Origin of the sequence: Nocardia amamiensis (assembly GCF_015477605.1) — a bacterium.
Taxonomy (GTDB): Bacteria; Actinomycetota; Actinomycetes; order Mycobacteriales; family Mycobacteriaceae; genus Nocardia; species Nocardia amamiensis_A.
The window spans coordinates 1-15991 of record NZ_JADLQX010000005.1 but is presented as its reverse complement, the minus strand read 5'-3'; the positions used below and the strand labels follow the sequence as shown (position 1 = coordinate 15991).

At 67.8% G+C, this 15991-nt stretch carries 15 protein-coding genes and 1 riboswitch; of the genes, 7 read left to right on the top strand and 8 right to left on the bottom strand.

What is annotated here, in order from left to right; translation table 11 throughout:
- Nucleotides 1-34 precede the first annotated feature (34 nt).
- From IU459_RS08260 to IU459_RS08250, 3 genes are read left to right on the top strand one after another with little or no spacing between them, the layout of a single operon-like run.
- Nucleotides 35-3388 (top strand): error-prone DNA polymerase, encoded by a 3354-nt coding sequence (locus tag IU459_RS08260; protein ID WP_195128900.1) that lies wholly within the window; start codon nucleotides 35-37, stop codon nucleotides 3386-3388.
- A gap of 30 nt (nucleotides 3389-3418) precedes the next feature.
- Nucleotides 3419-4405 (top strand): DUF4349 domain-containing protein, encoded by a 987-nt coding sequence (locus IU459_RS08255; protein WP_195128899.1) that lies wholly within the window; start codon nucleotides 3419-3421, stop codon nucleotides 4403-4405.
- Nucleotides 4362-4592, top strand: coding sequence for a DUF167 domain-containing protein (locus IU459_RS08250; protein ID WP_195128898.1), 231 nt, complete (start codon nucleotides 4362-4364; stop codon nucleotides 4590-4592). Before IU459_RS08255 ends, IU459_RS08250 begins: the two co-directional genes overlap by 44 nt.
- Nucleotides 4593-4610: 18 nt before the next feature.
- Here IU459_RS08250 and IU459_RS08245 read toward each other — a convergent pair whose 3' ends face one another.
- From IU459_RS08245 to IU459_RS08235, 3 genes are all read right to left on the bottom strand, one after another.
- The gene (locus IU459_RS08245; protein WP_228837607.1) at nucleotides 4611-5264 is read right to left on the bottom strand and encodes a Uma2 family endonuclease; all 654 of its coding nucleotides are present in this window, start codon (nucleotides 5262-5264) and stop codon (nucleotides 4611-4613) included.
- A 171-nt stretch (nucleotides 5265-5435) separates the two neighbouring features.
- Nucleotides 5436-5900, bottom strand: coding sequence for a tRNA (cytidine(34)-2'-O)-methyltransferase (locus tag IU459_RS08240; RefSeq protein ID WP_195128897.1), 465 nt, complete (start codon nucleotides 5898-5900; stop codon nucleotides 5436-5438).
- A 57-nt stretch (nucleotides 5901-5957) separates the two neighbouring features.
- Nucleotides 5958-6509 (bottom strand): hypothetical protein, encoded by a 552-nt coding sequence (locus IU459_RS08235; RefSeq protein WP_195128896.1) that lies wholly within the window; start codon nucleotides 6507-6509, stop codon nucleotides 5958-5960.
- 171 nt (nucleotides 6510-6680) lie between these two features.
- Between IU459_RS08235 and IU459_RS08230 the strand changes: the two genes are divergently transcribed.
- Nucleotides 6681-6917: a DUF3017 domain-containing protein gene (locus IU459_RS08230; protein WP_195129084.1), complete on the top strand. Its 237-nt coding sequence runs from the start codon at nucleotides 6681-6683 to the stop codon at nucleotides 6915-6917.
- Between the two features lie 227 nt (nucleotides 6918-7144).
- Here IU459_RS08230 and metX read toward each other — a convergent pair whose 3' ends face one another.
- The 3 genes from metX to IU459_RS08215 form a co-directional block, all read right to left on the bottom strand.
- The gene (metX, locus tag IU459_RS08225) at nucleotides 7145-8302 is read right to left on the bottom strand and encodes a homoserine O-acetyltransferase MetX (RefSeq protein WP_195128895.1); all 1158 of its coding nucleotides are present in this window, start codon (nucleotides 8300-8302) and stop codon (nucleotides 7145-7147) included.
- Nucleotides 8299-8667: a PLP-dependent transferase gene (locus IU459_RS39625; RefSeq protein ID WP_195128894.1), complete on the bottom strand. Its 369-nt coding sequence runs from the start codon at nucleotides 8665-8667 to the stop codon at nucleotides 8299-8301. Before IU459_RS39625 ends, metX begins: the two co-directional genes overlap by 4 nt.
- A 77-nt stretch (nucleotides 8668-8744) precedes the next feature.
- Nucleotides 8745-8855: riboswitch (SAM riboswitch) on the bottom strand.
- Between the two features lie 52 nt (nucleotides 8856-8907).
- Nucleotides 8908-9612 (bottom strand): TetR family transcriptional regulator, encoded by a 705-nt coding sequence (locus IU459_RS08215; protein WP_195128893.1) that lies wholly within the window; start codon nucleotides 9610-9612, stop codon nucleotides 8908-8910.
- A gap of 127 nt (nucleotides 9613-9739) precedes the next feature.
- Between IU459_RS08215 and IU459_RS08210 the strand changes: the two genes are divergently transcribed.
- Nucleotides 9740-11239: an MFS transporter gene (locus tag IU459_RS08210; protein ID WP_195128892.1), complete on the top strand. Its 1500-nt coding sequence runs from the start codon at nucleotides 9740-9742 to the stop codon at nucleotides 11237-11239.
- A gap of 361 nt (nucleotides 11240-11600) precedes the next feature.
- Nucleotides 11601-12818, top strand: coding sequence for an NADP-dependent isocitrate dehydrogenase (locus IU459_RS08205; protein WP_195128891.1), 1218 nt, complete (start codon nucleotides 11601-11603; stop codon nucleotides 12816-12818).
- Nucleotides 12819-13167: 349 nt separating this feature from the next.
- Here the strand turns inward: IU459_RS08205 and IU459_RS08200 are convergent, their stop codons facing one another.
- Nucleotides 13168-14061, bottom strand: a complete 894-nt coding sequence (locus IU459_RS08200; RefSeq protein WP_195128890.1) for an NAD(P)-binding domain-containing protein — start codon at nucleotides 14059-14061, stop codon at nucleotides 13168-13170.
- Nucleotides 14062-14183: 122 nt separating this feature from the next.
- On the opposite strand from IU459_RS08200, the gene IU459_RS08195 reads away from it, so the two are divergent.
- Nucleotides 14184-15173 carry a GlxA family transcriptional regulator gene (locus IU459_RS08195; RefSeq protein ID WP_195128889.1) on the top strand — a complete coding sequence of 330 codons (990 nt, stop codon included), beginning with the start codon at nucleotides 14184-14186 and terminating at the stop codon, nucleotides 15171-15173.
- A gap of 170 nt (nucleotides 15174-15343) precedes the next feature.
- Here IU459_RS08195 and IU459_RS08190 read toward each other — a convergent pair whose 3' ends face one another.
- A complete protein-coding gene (locus tag IU459_RS08190) occupies nucleotides 15344-15679 on the bottom strand; it encodes a hypothetical protein (RefSeq protein WP_195128888.1) in 336 nt (111 codons plus the stop codon).
- Nucleotides 15680-15991 lie beyond the last annotated feature (312 nt).

Sequence of the window (15991 nt, the reverse complement as noted above, 5' to 3'; positions counted from 1 at the left end):
CTCGAATGTATGTTCGAGGAAAGGAGGTGAGGTCGTGGGCTGGGGCAACGGTCCGCCGAGCTGGGCGGAGATGGAACGGGTGCTGTCCGGACGGTCGAAGCCGGGCGCGGTGTACCCGGGCGACGGCGGCGACAGCCCCGCGTGGTCGCGCAAGCGCGCGGAGTACCGGCCCGAGCCGGTGCGGCGCGCCGACGAACCGTCGGTGCCGTACGCGGAGCTGCACGCGCATTCGGCCTACAGCTTCCTGGACGGGGCGAGCCATCCGGAGGAGCTGGTGGAGGAGGCGGTGCGGCTCGGCCTGGAGGCGATCGCGCTCACCGACCACGACGGCTTCTACGGCACCGTCCGCTTCGCCGAGGCCGCCAAGGAATGGGGGATGCCCACGGTCTTCGGTGCCGAATTGTCGCTCGGTGTGCCTGCCGAACCGCGCGTTCCCGGCACGGAACGCGGGCACGCCGCCGCCCCCGATTCGGCGCCGCGCACCGGTGCGCCGGACCCCGCCGGGCCGCACTTGCTGGTACTGGCCCGTGGTCAGGAGGGCTACCGCAGGCTCTCCCGGGAGATCGCCGCAGCGCACCTCGCCGCGGGGGAGAAGGGCATCCTGCGCTACGACTTGGACGCGCTCACCGACGCGTCGGATGGGCACTGGCACATCCTGACCGGCTGCCGAAAAGGACACCTCCGCCGAGCGCTCGAACTCGACTTGCGCATGGGCAGCACCCGTCTGGAGCACGCGGAGGCCGCGCTGCGCGAGTTGACCGACCGCTTCGGCGCCGACCGGGTGAGCGTGGAACTCACCCACCACGGCATCCCCGAGGACGACGAGCGCAACGCCCACCTCATCGCCCTCGCCGAGCGTCTGGGCCTACCGGTGCTCGCCACCACGGGCGCGCATTTCGCCGCGCCGAGCCAGCGCCGCCGCGCCATGGCGCTCGCGGCGATCCGGGCCAGGCAGAGCCTGGACGAGATCGCCGGCTGGCTGGCCCCCGCCGGCGGTGCGCACCTGCGGTCCGGGGCGGAGATGGCGCGATTGTTCGCCGACTGTCCGCAGGCGGTGGCGAACGCGGCGGCGCTGGCTCGGGAATGCGCCTTCGACCTGAAGCTGATCGCCCCGAAACTGCCGCCGTTCGACGTGCCCGCCGGCCACGACGAGCAGTCCTGGCTGCGCGAACTCACCATGACCGGCGCGGCGGAACGTTATGGAAATCCGCAGCAGAGCCCACAGGCGTATGAGCAGATCGAGCATGAACTCGCGGTGATCAATGCCTTGCGGTTCCCCGGCTACTTCCTGGTGGTGCACGACATCGTCAGCTTCTGCAAGGACAACGGCATCCTCTGCCAGGGGCGCGGTTCGGCGGCCAACTCCGCGGTCTGCTACGCGATCGGCATCACCAATGTCGACCCGGTGCGCAACCAGTTGCTGTTCGAGCGTTTTCTCTCCCCGGAGCGCGACGGCCCGCCGGATATCGACGTCGACATCGAATCCGACCGCCGCGAAGAGGCGATCCAGCACGTCTACCGCAAGTACGGCCGCGAGTACGCCGCGCAGGTGGCCAACGTGATCACCTATCGCGGCAAGTCCGCGGTGCGCGATGCCGCACGGGCGCTCGGGTTTTCACCGGGTCAGCAGGACGCGTGGAGCAAGCAGGTGAGCCGCTGGACCGGCGTCGGCGCCGAGACGAACACCGACATCCCCGCCGAAGTGCTCGAGCTGGCCGCCGATATCGAGGGGTTGCCGCGGCATCTCGGCATCCATTCCGGCGGCATGGTGATCTGCGACCGGCCGATCGCCGACGTCTGCCCGGTGGAGTGGGCGCGGATGCCCGGCCGCAGCGTCTTGCAGTGGGACAAGGATGATTGCGCCGCCATCGACCTGGTGAAGTTCGACCTGCTCGGCCTGGGCATGCTCTCCGCGCTGCACTACATGATCGACCTGGTGCGCGAGTACAAAGGCGAGACCGTCCAGTTGCACGAACTCGATCTGGCCGAGCCCGAGGTCTACCAGATGCTGTCGCGCGCGGATTCGGTGGGCGTTTTCCAGGTCGAGTCACGGGCGCAGATGGCCACGCTGCCCCGGCTGAGACCGCGCAGCTTCTATGACCTCGTGGTCGAGGTGGCGCTGATCCGTCCAGGTCCCATCCAGGGCGGCTCGGTGCATCCCTACATCCGCAGGCGCAACGGGGCCGAGGACGTCGTCTACGACCATCCAGCACTGAAGAACGCGCTGGAACGCACGCTCGGTGTGCCGCTGTTCCAGGAGCAGCTCATGCAGGTGGCCGTCGACGTCGCCGGATTCACCGCCGTCGAGGCCGATCAGCTGCGCCGCGCGATGGGTTCCAAACGATCCCCGGAACGCATGGAGCGGCTCAGGGAACGGCTCTACCGGGGCATGCGCGAGCGGCACGGCATCACCGGCGAGGTCGCCGACCGGATCTACGAGAAGCTCTACGCGTTCGCGAATTTCGGTTTCCCGGAAAGTCATTCGCAGAGTTTCGCTTCGATCGTGTTCTACTCGGCCTGGTTCAAGCTGCACCATCCCGCCGCGTTCTCGGCGGGCTTGCTGCGCGCCCAGCCGATGGGCTTCTACTCCCCGCAGTCGCTGGTCGCCGACGCGCGCAGGCACGGCGTCGCGGTGCACGGTCCCGATGTCAACGCCAGCCGGGCCGAGCCCACCCTGGAGGCGAAGGGCACCGAGGTGCGCCTCGGTCTGGCCGCGGTCCGCCAGATCGGCGACGACCTCGCCGAACGCATCGTCGCCGCCAGGGGCGAGCGACCCTACACCTCTTTCCTCGATCTGACCGGGCGGGTGGAACTCACTGTCGCCCAAGCGGAATCACTCGCCACCGCGGGTGCGCTCGGCAGTCTGGGCGTCACCCGCCGCGAAGCATTGTGGGCAGCGGGCGCCGCCGCGGGCGAGCGTCCGGACCGTCTGCCCGGGACCGGCGCGGCCACCACCGCGCCCGCCCTGCCCGGGATGAGCGACCTGGAAATGGCCGCCGCCGACGTGTGGGCAACGGGTGTCTCGCCAGGCAGCTATCCGACCCAGTTCCTGCGCCCGCGGCTGGACGCCCTCGGCGTCATCCCGGCTTCCGGTCTGCTCGACGTGCCCGACGGCTCGCGCGTTCTGGTGGGCGGCGCGGTGACGCACCGGCAGCGTCCCGCCACCGCGGAGGGCGTCACGTTCCTGAACCTGGAGGACGAAACCGGCATGGTGAACATCGTCTGCTCGGTAGGGCTGTGGAGTCGTTACCGCCGCCTCGCCCAAGGCGCGACGGCCCTGCTCATCCGGGGCCGGGTGCAGAATGCCGAGGGCGCGGTGAGCGTCGTCGCCGAACACTTGCAACGCCTGGATCTGCGGATGGGCTCCAAGTCGCGCGACTTCCGTTGAGCCGCGGCCTAACCGGCTACTGTGCCAGGCATGAGGAAGCTTGCTGTGCTGTGTGTCGGCGTGCTGGGGTTGACTTTGCTCGCCGGCTGCGGTGACGACGACGAAGCGGCGCCCGGCCTGGACCGATCGTCCTCGATAGCCACCGGGCCCGCCCCTGCGGTGGTGCCTCCCGGGTTCCGCGAGCAGGCGCCGCCGAAGCGGGACAACTCGGGCGGCGAACCGATGACCCTGCGCAAAGAAGTCGTCACCGGCAGTGTCGAGATCACCGCCGACGCACCGATCGCCGCGGCGGGCTCGATCGTCGATCGGGTGCGCGAGGCGGGCGGACGGGTCGACAGCCGCACCGAACAGCCCGGCACCGACGACTCCGAGCCGAGCGCGACGCTCGTCGTCCGGCTGCCCGCCGACAAGACCGACGCGTTCATCGCGGGACTCGGCGGCGTCGGCCGGGTCACCCGGGTCAGCACCAACCGCGACGACGTCACCATGCAGTGGGAGGACCTGGACGCCAGGATCAAGGCATTGCAGGCTTCGGTCGACCGGCTGCGCGCGCTCATCGCGGGCGCCACCACCACCTCCGACCTGCTCGCCGCCGAGCAGGCGCTCGCCGGCCGCCAAGGCGAGCTGGACAGTCTCACCGCGCAGAAGCGGCGGCTGGACGACCAGGTGGCCTTGTCCACGCTGACCATCGACATCACCACCGACGAGAAGAAGTCCGACGACGACGCCGACAGCTTCTGGGACGGCATCGTCGCCGGCTGGAACTCGCTGGTGGACTGGTTGCGGGACGCGGTCGTGTTCAGCGGCAAGGCGATTCCGTGGCTCGGCTTCCTCGCGGTGCTGGCCGCCCTGCTGTGGGCCGTCGTGCGGCTGGTGCGGCGCGGGAAGAAAGCGCCGAGTGGGGAAGAATCGGCACCGGACTCGACCAGCGCCGCCCCTTCGGAAGGTGCGGAAACCAGCCCAGGAGAGCAGGGTGCCGACAGTAGTAAGGGCGACGATCAAGCCGAACAGTCGTAAAGGTCCCCTGGTGGAAACCCTCGACGACGGCAGCCTGCAACTGTACGTGCGGGCCCCCGCCGTCGAGGGCAAAGCCAACAAGGCGGCCATCGAACTCCTCGCCGAGCACTATCGCGTGCCCAAGTCCGCCGTCCGCCTCGCGGCCGGGGCCACCTCGCGCTTCAAACGCTTCGAAATCGACATCTGAAGCGGCGAACTCGGGGAATCAGTACTCCAGTTCGGCCCAGGGAATGTAGATGGGGAAGGGGAAGTCGATCTCGACGCCGTTCGGGTTGTCGTGGGTCCATTCGCCGACCACGAGGTAGTTGGCCGCGCGGAGCGGATGAACTCCATCCGGCAGTTGTGCGTGCCCGGTCTCGAGCGCGTACGCGCGAACGATGGCGATGGTGCTCTCCTCGTGGTCGAGCCTGACCTCCCAGTACCAGGGAATTCCGGCGCTCGCGTAGCGGCTCTTCTTCGTCTCGATATCGCTCTGAGTGTTGGACGGGGACAGGACCTCGCCGACCAGCAGGACATCGGCGGCGCGGACATCCTGATAGGGGGACTCGAGGCAGCGGAATACCAGGAAGTCCGGTGTCAGGAAGTCCGACTTGCCGGTGCGACCCAGGAATACGCTGGTTTCGAAGTCGACCCGCCAGCAGTGTTCCGGCTCGTCCGACATTGACTTTCGTGCACAGCGTTCTATCGAATTCGTCAGGCGGCGTGTGAAGGTCTGGTGTTCGCTAGGGCCGCGCCGTACCCAGACCACACGCCCGTTCCACAACTCGATCTGCTCCGCGATCTCCTCGGGGAGTCGCTCCAACTCCTCCCTGGTCATGTACTCCGGGAGATCCGGCCGCTCAGCGCGTGGAATGGGCATGCCGCTATGGTAAGTTGCGCGATCCACGGCTCACCCCGCCTCCGGGGATCCGAGTTCGAAGCCAGCTTTCTGGACCACGACGGCCGCGGCAGAAAGGTTGCGCAGCATTTCGGAACTTCGCACAGCCCTGTGAGCGTCCGAGGCCTACTCGACGAAGGGACGGTTCGCGGTCTAGACCCCGCCGGGGAATCCGAGTTGGCGCCAGGCCTCGTACACCGTGACCGCCGCCGCGTTGGAGAGGTTCATCGAGCGGCGACCGGGGAGCATCGGGATGCGCAGCCGGTCGGTGATGTGCGGGTCCGACAGTACGTCCTCCGGCAGGCCGGTGGGTTCGGTTCCGAACAGCAACACGTCGTTCTCGCGGTACGCCACGTCGGTGAACCGGGTGGTGGCCTGCGTGGTGAACGCGTAGACCCGCTCCGGGCATAACGCCTCCCACGCCGCCGCCAGATTCGCGTGCACCGTCACCGACGCCAGATCGTGGTAGTCCAACCCGGCCCTGCGCAACTTCGGCTCGGACAGATCGAACCCCAGCGGCTCGATCAGATGCAGATGACACCCCGTCCCCGCGGCCAACCGGATCGCATTACCGGTATTCGGCGGAATGCACGGCTCGTGGAACATCAGATGGAACACGGGTGTCAGTCAATCAGGTGCTGCTACCGCTAAGCCGCCGGGTCCACCAGCGAATCCTCAGCCGAAGCTGCCCGTGCTCGGCTTGCCGATCACGTCGACGACGATGACGTCCGTCATCATCGTGTAGCCGTCACGGGGATCGCCGCTGGGGCGATCCCAGGCGCATGCGCCGCGCACGCGCATCTGTCCGGCGGGGAGGCTTCCATTGCCGAGCGAGGTTTGGACCATCTTGCCGTCCGCGACGGCGAAGGACGTGGGGTTGTTGCCACCGAATATCTGCCCGGTATCGTCGTTGTACACCCAGCACACACCCTCGCTGTTCGGATTGTGGAACTTCGCCGACACGGTTCCAGGAACCGAGAAGACCTCCTCGATCACCGGTGGCGAGAGTGGAGGTGTCGCGGCAGCGGTTGCGCCGGAGCCGAGCGCGATCGCCACAGCCGGAAGGGTGGTGGCGGCGAGAAGCGAAAGCTGTCGATTGATCATGGTCGAGATGATGTCAGTACCTCCGGCGCGACCATATTTCCAGCGGAGGCAATAGACCTGAACCACAACAGCTTTCGAACCGGAAACAAAATCGGACCGCCCGGTGGGTCGCGAGAAGATCAAGGCAGCGCGGGGCTCCGCCGCCTGCGGGCGACGAGCGTGCGAGCGGCCTGATCTCCTGGTGCCGCGCGGGTCTGCAAGAATCGGGGCGTGACCGATGCCGACACGCCTTCCGTGGAGCAGCGAGGTGGGCGCCGCAGTTCGGGGGCGGAGTTCTTGCGCTGCCATCTGCCGATGGTGGTCGTCGCGCTGGTGATCGTGGTGGCGGTGGTGTTCGTCGCGTCGGATCGGTGGCGGCGCGGGGCTTTCTTCTTCGGTGGGGCCACGTTGCTGGCCGCGGCGTTCCGGCTGTGCCTGCCGACCGCGCGGGTCGGTCTGCTCGCGGTGCGCAGCAAGCCTTTCGACGTGGGCGCGCTGACACTGTTCGGCTCGAGCATCGTCTTCCTCGCGGCCACCATCAATCTCGGCTAGGCGTACCTCCGCCTTCGCTCCGGCCGTGCGCGTTCTGCGTACCTCCGTACCTTCGCTCCGGCCGTGCGCGTTCTGCGTACCTCGGTGCCTTCGCTCCGGCCGTGCGCGGGCCGAGGGCCTGCGACTTCGCTCTGGCCGTGCGCGGGGTGAGGACGGACTGCTTCCGGCAGCGCCCATCAGAAGCAGTGACTACGGTCAGCGCGAAACGCTCTGCCGCAGCGGCCTGTTCACCGTTCGCGTCGCACGCCCGCCCGGGCGAGGCGCATGGTCTCGGTCAGCAGCTTCGACACCGCCGCCGCCTCGGTGAGGAAGCCGTCGTGCCCGTCGCGGGAATTCACGACCTCCAGGCGGTCGCAGCCGGGCAGCAGATCGGCGAGCTCCTGCTGGGTCCGCAGCGGGTACAGGCGGTCGGAGTCGACGCCGCCGACCACGCACGGCACCGGCGTCGCCGCGAGCGCCGCCTCGATGCCGCCGCGGCCGCGGCCGACGTCGTGGCGGTTCATCGCCTCGGTCAGCAGCACGTAGGTGGCCGGATCGAAGCGTTTGCACAGCTTGTCGGCCTGGTGGTCCAGGTAGCTCTGCACCGCGTAGCGGCCGCCGTTCCACGGGTCCTCGTCGCCCTGCGGCTTGTTCTCGAACCGGTGGTCGAGCTCGAACTCGGTGCGGTAGGTCAGGTGCGCGATGCGCCGGGCGATGGCCATGCCCGCCATCGGGGCGCGGCCGGTGCCGTGGTAGTCGCCGCCCTGCCAGTCGGGGTCGGCCTTGATCGCCGCGATCTGCGTGGTCTGAGTGCCGATCTGGTCGGCGGTGGCGCGCGCGCCGACCGCGAGCACCAGTGCGGCGGCGACCCGCTCCGGCGCGCCCACCATCCACTCCAGCACGCGCATGCCGCCCATCGACCCGCCGACAACGGCGGCGAGCCGGTCGATGCGGAGCAGGTCGAGCAGCGCGGCTTCCGCGGTCACTTGATCGCGGATCGAGATCTCCGGAAACCGTGCGCCCCAAGGTTTTCCGTCCGGCGCCGAGCTGGAGGGCCCGGTGCTGCCCTTGCAGCCGCCGAGCACGTTCGTCGCGATCACGCACCATTCGTCGGTGTCCAGTGGCGCGCCCGGCCCCACCATGCCGTCCCACCAGCCGGGCAGCGTATGGAGGGCATCCGGCTTGCCGACGACATGCGAGTCGCCGGTGAGGGCATGTTCGACCAACACGACGTTGTCCAGGTCCGGGGAGAGTTCACCCCAGCGCTGCACCGCGAGGCGCACGTCCGGAATGACCGCGCCATTCTCCAGCCGGAGGTCCCCGATGGGGATGATGCCGAGGTCCCCGTCCGGGGGCGGCAGGGTGACAGTGGACGGGCGGACGCTCGATTCGGTATCCACGGTCACGTCGCAGCCGCCGCGAAACCGGCGCACAGATCGGCGCGAATGTCCTCGAGCCCCGCCGCGAGGCGGGTCGGTTGGGAAGTAATTTCGTAGGCCGGCTGCACCGGCATGAGCTGAGGATGCGTCGCCGACGCGGGGTGAATCACGAGAGAACGCACATCGCCGATGGTAGCCACGCGGGCGTACCGGGCCGATCCGGCGGCGAACGTCGTGCTCACCGGTTTCGTCCCGCCCATGGGCCAGGGCGCGGACGGCAGGCCCGCGATCGGTGCGCCGGTGCCGCCCTGGAAGCCCTCGTGGACCTGCGGGGTCGCGAAGGACCACTGCGCCGGTGCGTTCTCGGCCACGCACGCGGTCGATTCACTCATGGTTTGCTCCAAACGAGGTGTTCGCCGGTACAGCAGGGGTTAACGGTGTGACCAACAGCACATACCGGCGACCTCCTGATGCGCGCTTGCTCCCGGATCTCGGGAGCCAGGTCATCACCCGGAGCACCCCACCGCTGCTGGAGGGTTGCCGACCAGCGAGCCGGGGCTTGGCGCTGGTGCTCATGACCTGCCGGGCATCATAACCGGCGCGCGGTCAGCGGTCGAAATCCCTCGTCGAATTCACTGGTCAGCACCGTTCGGTGGCACACAGCAGGTGCGCATGAACTCGTCGAAGGTCTCGGTGAACGCTTCGCGTCCGGCCCGGGACGCGGTCGCGACGTCCGCATCGTCGAACAGTTCGCCGGTGCACTCCATGCCGACGGTGCCGATCAGTTGCCAGGTTCCGAGGATGAGTCGCACGGCGCGGGCGTCCGGCGCGGTGCCGAGGCGCTCGGCGAGCACGGCCGCGATGGCGGTGTTCTTCTCGTCCGCGTGCTCGAGGCTGCGTGCGCTGACCGAAGGGCTGCTGCGCAGGATTCGCCGCATCTGCTGGTATCGCCGGAACGAGATCGGGCTGGTGTCGCCCACTTCGGCGGCCTGATCGACCACCTGCAGGAAGGCCTCGCGCAACGCTGCCAGTTCGTTGCCGGTGCGGGGTAGATCGCGCAGCGTCTCGGCGACTGCGATCCCGAAGTCCTGCACGGGACCCAGGATGATGGCTTCTTTGCTGTCGAAATAGCGATTGATAGTGCGCGGCGAGACGTCCGCGACGTTGGCGATCTGCTCGATCGTGGTCGCGTCGAAGCCCTGCGTGTCGCACAGATCGAGCGCGACCTCGATGATGCGCAGCCTGGTCTGCTGCTTCTTGCGTTCGCGCAGTCCTGGGGTTGCTGGGGGGCTGCCCGCCGCTGCGCTCGCGCCCATCGGCGCCGATGACTCGAGCATTTCATCATGCTAACGCAACTCGTGGACTTCTTGTCCGGAACCGTCAAATGTCTGAGTGCGACATTTTTCTCTTGACGACAAATGTCGCTCGATGACACGATGGTCCGGCACATCGACGACCGAGGAGATGACAGTGACGGAAACTGCGACGGCGGTGGACGCGTCAGCGAGAAAGGCCGGTTCAGCGCGCTGGCTTGCGCTGGCGGTGATCGCGGCGGCCCAGCTCATGGTGGTACTGGACGCCACCATCGTGACCATTTCGCTGCCGTTCGCGCAGCGCGATCTCGACATCAGCGACGGCAACCGGCAATGGATGCTCACGGCCTACACGCTGATCTTCGGCGGCCTCCTGCTGCTGGGCGGCCGGCTGGCCGACTATCTCGGGCGACGCCGGATCTTCATCATCGGCCTGATCGGCTTCGCCGGAGCCTCGGCCCTGGCCGGTCTCGCCCAGAACGGCGCGGAACTGTTCGCCGGGCGCGCGTTGCAGGGCGCGTTCGCCGCGCTGCTCGCGCCCGCCGCGCTCTCCCTGCTGTCGGTGACCTTCACCGAGCCGGGTGAGCGGGCCACCGCCTTCGGCGTGTTCGCGGGCATTTCCGCGGGCGGCGCCGCGCTGGGCCTGATCGCGGGCGGCGCGCTCACCGAGTACGCGTCGTGGCGCTGGTGCCTGCTGGTCAACACGCCCATCGCGTTGCTCGCGCTGGTCGGCGCACTGGCCTGGGTGGTGAAGGACGTGCCGGCGCCGCGCACCGGAGGTTATGACGTGCCCGGTGCCGTCACGGTGACGCTCGGCCTGATCGCCATCGTGTACGGATTCAGCCGCGCCGCAGACGACGGCTGGCTCGCCGCCAGCACCCTGGCGCTGCTGATCGCGGGCCTGGTCCTGCTCGTCGCCTTCGTAGCGATCGAACGGCGTTCGTCGAACCCGCTGCTACCGCTGCACATTCCCGGTGAGATCAACCGCGGTGGCGCGTTCCTGGCCGCGCTGCTCATCCCGATCGCCATGTTCGCGATGTTCCTGTTCCTGAGCTACTACTTCCAGATCACGCTGGGCTACTCCGCCCTGAAGGCGGGCTTCGCGTTCCTGCCCTTCCCGGCGGGTATCGCGATCTCCGCGGGCGTCACCAGCGCTCTGCTGCCGAAGGTCGGCCCGCGTCCGCTGATGGTGGCCGGTGCGGTGCTCGGCGTCATCGGCCTGCTTCTGCTGGCGCAGCTGAGCTTGGGCGACAGCTTCGTCGCCGGCGTGCTGCCCGCTGAGGTGCTCATCGCGCTCGGCATGGGCCCGCTGTTCGTCGGCATGCAGACCGTCGCGCTGCACCAGGTCGAGGAAGAGGACTCGGGCGTGGCCTCGGCGCTGCTGAACGCGGCGCAGCAGGTCGGCGGCGCGGTCGGCACGGCGCTGCTGACCACCATCTCGGTGCAGGTCGCCAAGACCTTCGCGCAGGACAATCCGACCATCGACAACCTGGCCGCCCGCGCCGCGATCCACAGCTACGACGTGGCCTTCTATGTCGGCGCCGGGTTCTTCCTCGCGGCCATTCCGATCATCGCGCTGATGATCCGGGACCGGCCGGAGAATCTGATCGAAGGCTCCGAGGACGGCGCCCGGATTCCGGTCGCGGTCTGATCCTGGCAAGAGGGGTCCGTGCACGGCTTCGGCTGTGCGCGGACCTCGTCGTTTCCGGGGGCGGCCGGTTGCCGCGCCGGAACGGAAGGCGGATCATTGGCCACGGCGGTTCCGTGGGCGCTCGCCGCTCAGCGGAGGCGCCGCCGATCTACCGATCGGTAACTGACGTGGTGCGCCTCACTCCGGGGGCTGCCCATGCGGTGAGGACTTCGGCAGCAGTACGCTTGTCTTGTTTGCACCACAAGTCTCGCGGACAACGCGGGACCGTATACGTTGTCTGTTGGAACAGCTGGGGTCCGCTCACAAGCGTGTTCGCCTGGCCGTGCAATGAGGGCACCATCCTAGGAGGACACGAAGATCCATGTCCAAGATCAAGGTTGAAGGCACCGTCGTAGAACTCGACGGCGACGAGATGACCCGGATCATCTGGCAGTTCATCAAGGACAAGCTGATCCACCCCTATCTCGATGTGAACCTGGAGTACTACGACCTCGGCATCGAGTACCGGGACAAGACAGACGACCAGGTCACCATCGACGCCGCGAACGCCATCAAGCAGCACGGCGTCGGCGTGAAGTGCGCCACCATCACGCCGGACGAGGCGCGGGTCAAGGAATTCGGCCTGAAGAAGATGTGGCGCTCGCCCAACGGCACCATCCGTAACATCCTGGGTGGCACCATCTTCCGTGCGCCGATCATCATCTCGAACGTCCCGCGCCTGGTGCCCGGCTGGACCAAGCCGATCATCATCGGCCGTCACGCCTTCGGCGACCAGTACCGCGCCACCGACTTCAAGGTGTTCCAGGGCGGCACCGTCACCCTCACCTTCACCCCGGACGACGGCAGCGAGCCGATCGTGCACGAGGTCGTGAAGATGCCCGAGGACGGCGGCGTGGTCATGGGCATGTACAACTTCCGCAAGTCCATCGAGGATTTCGCGCGGGCGTCGTTCAACTACGGCCTGCAGCAGAACTACCCGGTGTACATGTCGACGAAGAACACCATCCTGAAGGCCTACGACGGCATGTTCAAGGACACCTTCCAGGACATCTTCGACGCCGAGTTCAAGAGCCAGTTCGACGCCGCGGGCCTGACCTACGAGCACCGCCTCATCGACGACATGGTCGCCTCCTCCATGAAGTGGGAGGGCGGCTACGTCTGGGCCTGCAAGAACTACGACGGCGACGTACAGTCCGACACCGTGGCCCAGGGCTTCGGTTCGCTCGGCCTGATGACCTCGGTGCTGCTCACCCCGGACGGCCAGACCTGTGAGGCGGAGGCCGCGCACGGCACGGTCACCCGGCACTACCGCCAGCACCAGCAGGGCAAGCCGACCTCGACCAACCCGATCGCGTCGATCTTCGCCTGGACCCGTGGCCTCGAGCACCGCGGCAAGCTGGACAACACCCCTGAGGTCATCGGCTTCGCGCAGACCTTGGAGGACGTAGTCATCAAGACCGTCGAGGGCGGCCAGATGACCAAGGACCTCGCCCTGCTCGTCGGCGGGGACCAGGGCTACCTGACCACCGAGGAGTTCCTCGGCGCGCTGGACGCCAACCTGGCTCGCGCGTTGCGCTGAGCCGACCCGGCGCCGATCCGTCGCGGCGCCGAGCTGCCGGGCCGAGCTAGCTGTTCGGCCGACTCCGGCGCTGGGGTGTCTCCCAGCGCCGGGCTGACACAATCGGGCACCCGCCCCACCTTCTGGTGGAACGGGTGCCCGGACTGTTTCCGCGATCAGTTCGCACCGGCTTCGGCTCGCTGAGCAGACCACGTGGCGCAGGTGTGCTTGCCGCTCTGTTTCGCGCCGACTTCGGCGCGGTCGCCCAGGCCGCGGACAGCCCGCTGCAGCTCGCCCTGCCCGCCCGGCTCCAGCGCGGCCTTGAGGCGCGCCGCAGGCCGAAGGATGCCGGCCGCCTGGTCCTCGCCGATCAGCTCGCGGGGACTGCCGCCTGGTCGAGCAGCCCTGCGACGGCACGAGTGAAGCTGGCCGTTCCGTTGCCGCGTTCGACCTCGGCCTCGAGCAGCCGCAGCAGGGGATCGAGCAGATCGGTCGCGACGCCCTGCTTGCGGCTTGCGGTCAGGATGTTGGCCAAGCCCGCACGGTTCACCGCCAGGTCGGAGAAGTTGACCGGGAACTCGCGTGAGTCGATCTCCGCGGCGAGCACCGGCAGCATGTCCAGCAGCGAGCGGAACCATGGCACGAGGAAGCCGTCGGTGAACTCGCCCGCGGTGAAATTCTCGCTGCCCACCATCGCGACGGCCTGGAAGAACCCGGCGAACATGCCGTACATGCCCGCGAGCACCGCCATGTCGTGCAATCCCGCCAGGCCCGCGTCCACGCCGAGATACTTCGCGTTCCCGAGTTCGGCGATGGTGGCGGCGTGCTCGGCCTGCGCGGTAGGGGAGCCGCTGTACATCAGTAGCGTGTCGGGTGTGCCGAGAGTCTGCGGGACGCCCAGGATCGCGCCGTCCAGGAAATGGCCGTCCCGTGCCTCGATCGCGGCGACCAGCTCGCGCGCCTCGTCCGGACGGCCGGTCGCGACATTCAAGACAGTGCGGCCGTCCAGTCCACCGGGTACCGGCTCGAGCAGGGCGGCTGCCGCTTCGGTGTCGGCCAACGCCACCACGACGAGCCTTCCCGCCGCGATCGCCTCCGCGGGCGACGCCGCTCGCGTCGCGCCGAGTTCTTCGAGTCCGATGCCTTTGTCCGCGGACCGGTTCCACGCGGTGGTCGGGTGGCCGTTGCGCAGGAAGATCTCGGCGATCGCCGCGCCGATGCGCCCCAAGCCGAGCACGGTCACCGGTGTCCGGTTGTCGTTCATGAATTCCTCCGTCGATGCGTGAAGTTCAGGGGGGCGCCCGCAGATCAGTTTCGGTGGCGGAACCGGGTAACGGTGAGTGGCAGGACTGACCACAATCGAACGTTTCCTGCCATACTCGGACTATGGCCGGTCGAACCGTCGCAATGGCAATCGCTCCTGGCGCCCTGCATCCTTGGGATCTCTACGAGCTGGGCGTGGTGGTTTCGATCTTCGGCACACCGCAGCCTGATCTGGCCGATCCCTGGTACGACCTGCGGGTGTGCTCGGTGACCTCCGAGCCGCAGACGCAACCGATGGGCTTCGGAGCGTCCCTCCGCCCGCAATACGGGCTGGCCGAACTGCTGGAGGCCGACACGGTGATCGTCCCGTCCGTCGCGCAGGACTGCGTCACCGCCGAACGCGAATTGCCCGGCGAACTCTTGGACGCCCTGCTCGAAGCCCATCGTCGCGGAGCCCGCATGGTCGCCCTGTGCGATGGAACCTTCGCCCTTGCCGCAGCCGGAATACTGAACGGCCGCCGGGTCACCGCGCATTGGGAGCACGCGCCGCTGCTGGCTAAGCGCTATCCGGGCATCGAGGTGGACGACTCGGTGCTGTACGTCGACGACGAGGACATCCTCACCAGCGCGGGCATGACCGCCGCCCTCGACCTTTGCCTGCACCTGGTCCGCCGCGATCTCGGCGCCGCCGTCGCGAACCGGTTGGCGCGCCGCATGGTGATCCCGCCGCACCGCTCCGGCGGGCAAGCGCAATTCGTCGACCTGACCGTGCCCGCCCGCGCCGAAGACGACCTCGGCCCCGTGCTGCAATGGGCCATCGCCCACCTCGACGAACCCCTGACCGTCGAAACCCTCGCCGCGAAGGCGAACATGAGCCAGCGCACCTTCCACCGCCGCCTGCAACGCTCCACCGGCGCGACCCCGATGCAATGGCTCCTCGGCCAACGCCTCGCCCACGCCCAATCCCTGCTGGAATCCACCGATTACGGCATCGAGCGGATCAGCCGAATGTCCGGCCTCGGCACCGCCACCACCCTCCGCCGCCACTTCGCGGACGTAATCGGCGTTACTCCAGCGGAATACCGCCGCACTTTCCAACAGCGAGTCGTATGACGGGGGTGACTGCTGTAACTCAGCGGGGCAGTAGAGTTCGTCTCGTTCGGTTCAAGCGCTGCGCCGGTTCGAGCACGTTGGTCCCGCCCAGTGGGGTCGAGGGCTCTAGGAGATCTCGCCCGAGCGCCAGCATGGTGGCCGGTGTGAAACCTCGTCTCCTGCGGGCGCTTTTAGCCTATGCCTTGGATTTCCGTATCGCAGAGATCCTCTTGACCAAGAAGCCCGCCCTTTACCATCCGTGACGTCACCAGCGAGTCGGGAGTGGCATACTGCGCCCTGTATATCGTTGGGTCGAAATCCATCAAGTTCAAGTGTGCGTAGATCACCTTGCCGCCGCGTGTGAATACTTCCAGTCGTATATGTGGGTCAGAGGTCAACCCATACCAGTCTGCACCGCGTGTACCCAGCGCGGAATTGAGTTCCTCTTGTGAGGTTTCGGGTGGAAAGCTGTACCAGCGGTCCCAGTTTTCTACTGGAATTCCTGACTCCGCGATGGGATCGGCCACACGCGGGGTTCCCGGTCCACTGCAGAGGCGTTGGAATGCGGCAGCTACAGACGGGGGTTCCGGTTGGACATCGATGCGGTCACCAAAAAATGGAAGGTTGCACGCCGACGACAATGTAAGCACGATGGCCACGCCTGCAGCGCGGAGCCACCGCCCGTTGGGTGTTGTTGTGATGTGCACGAGTCTGGCCTGTCCCCGGTGAATGAGACCACCTCGAACTAGAGTCCCGTTGGCCCCGGTGAGGGGCCGGAAGGGGACACTGAGAACCATGGCTGGACGGAAACGGCATTCCGCGGAAGAGATCGTGCGGAA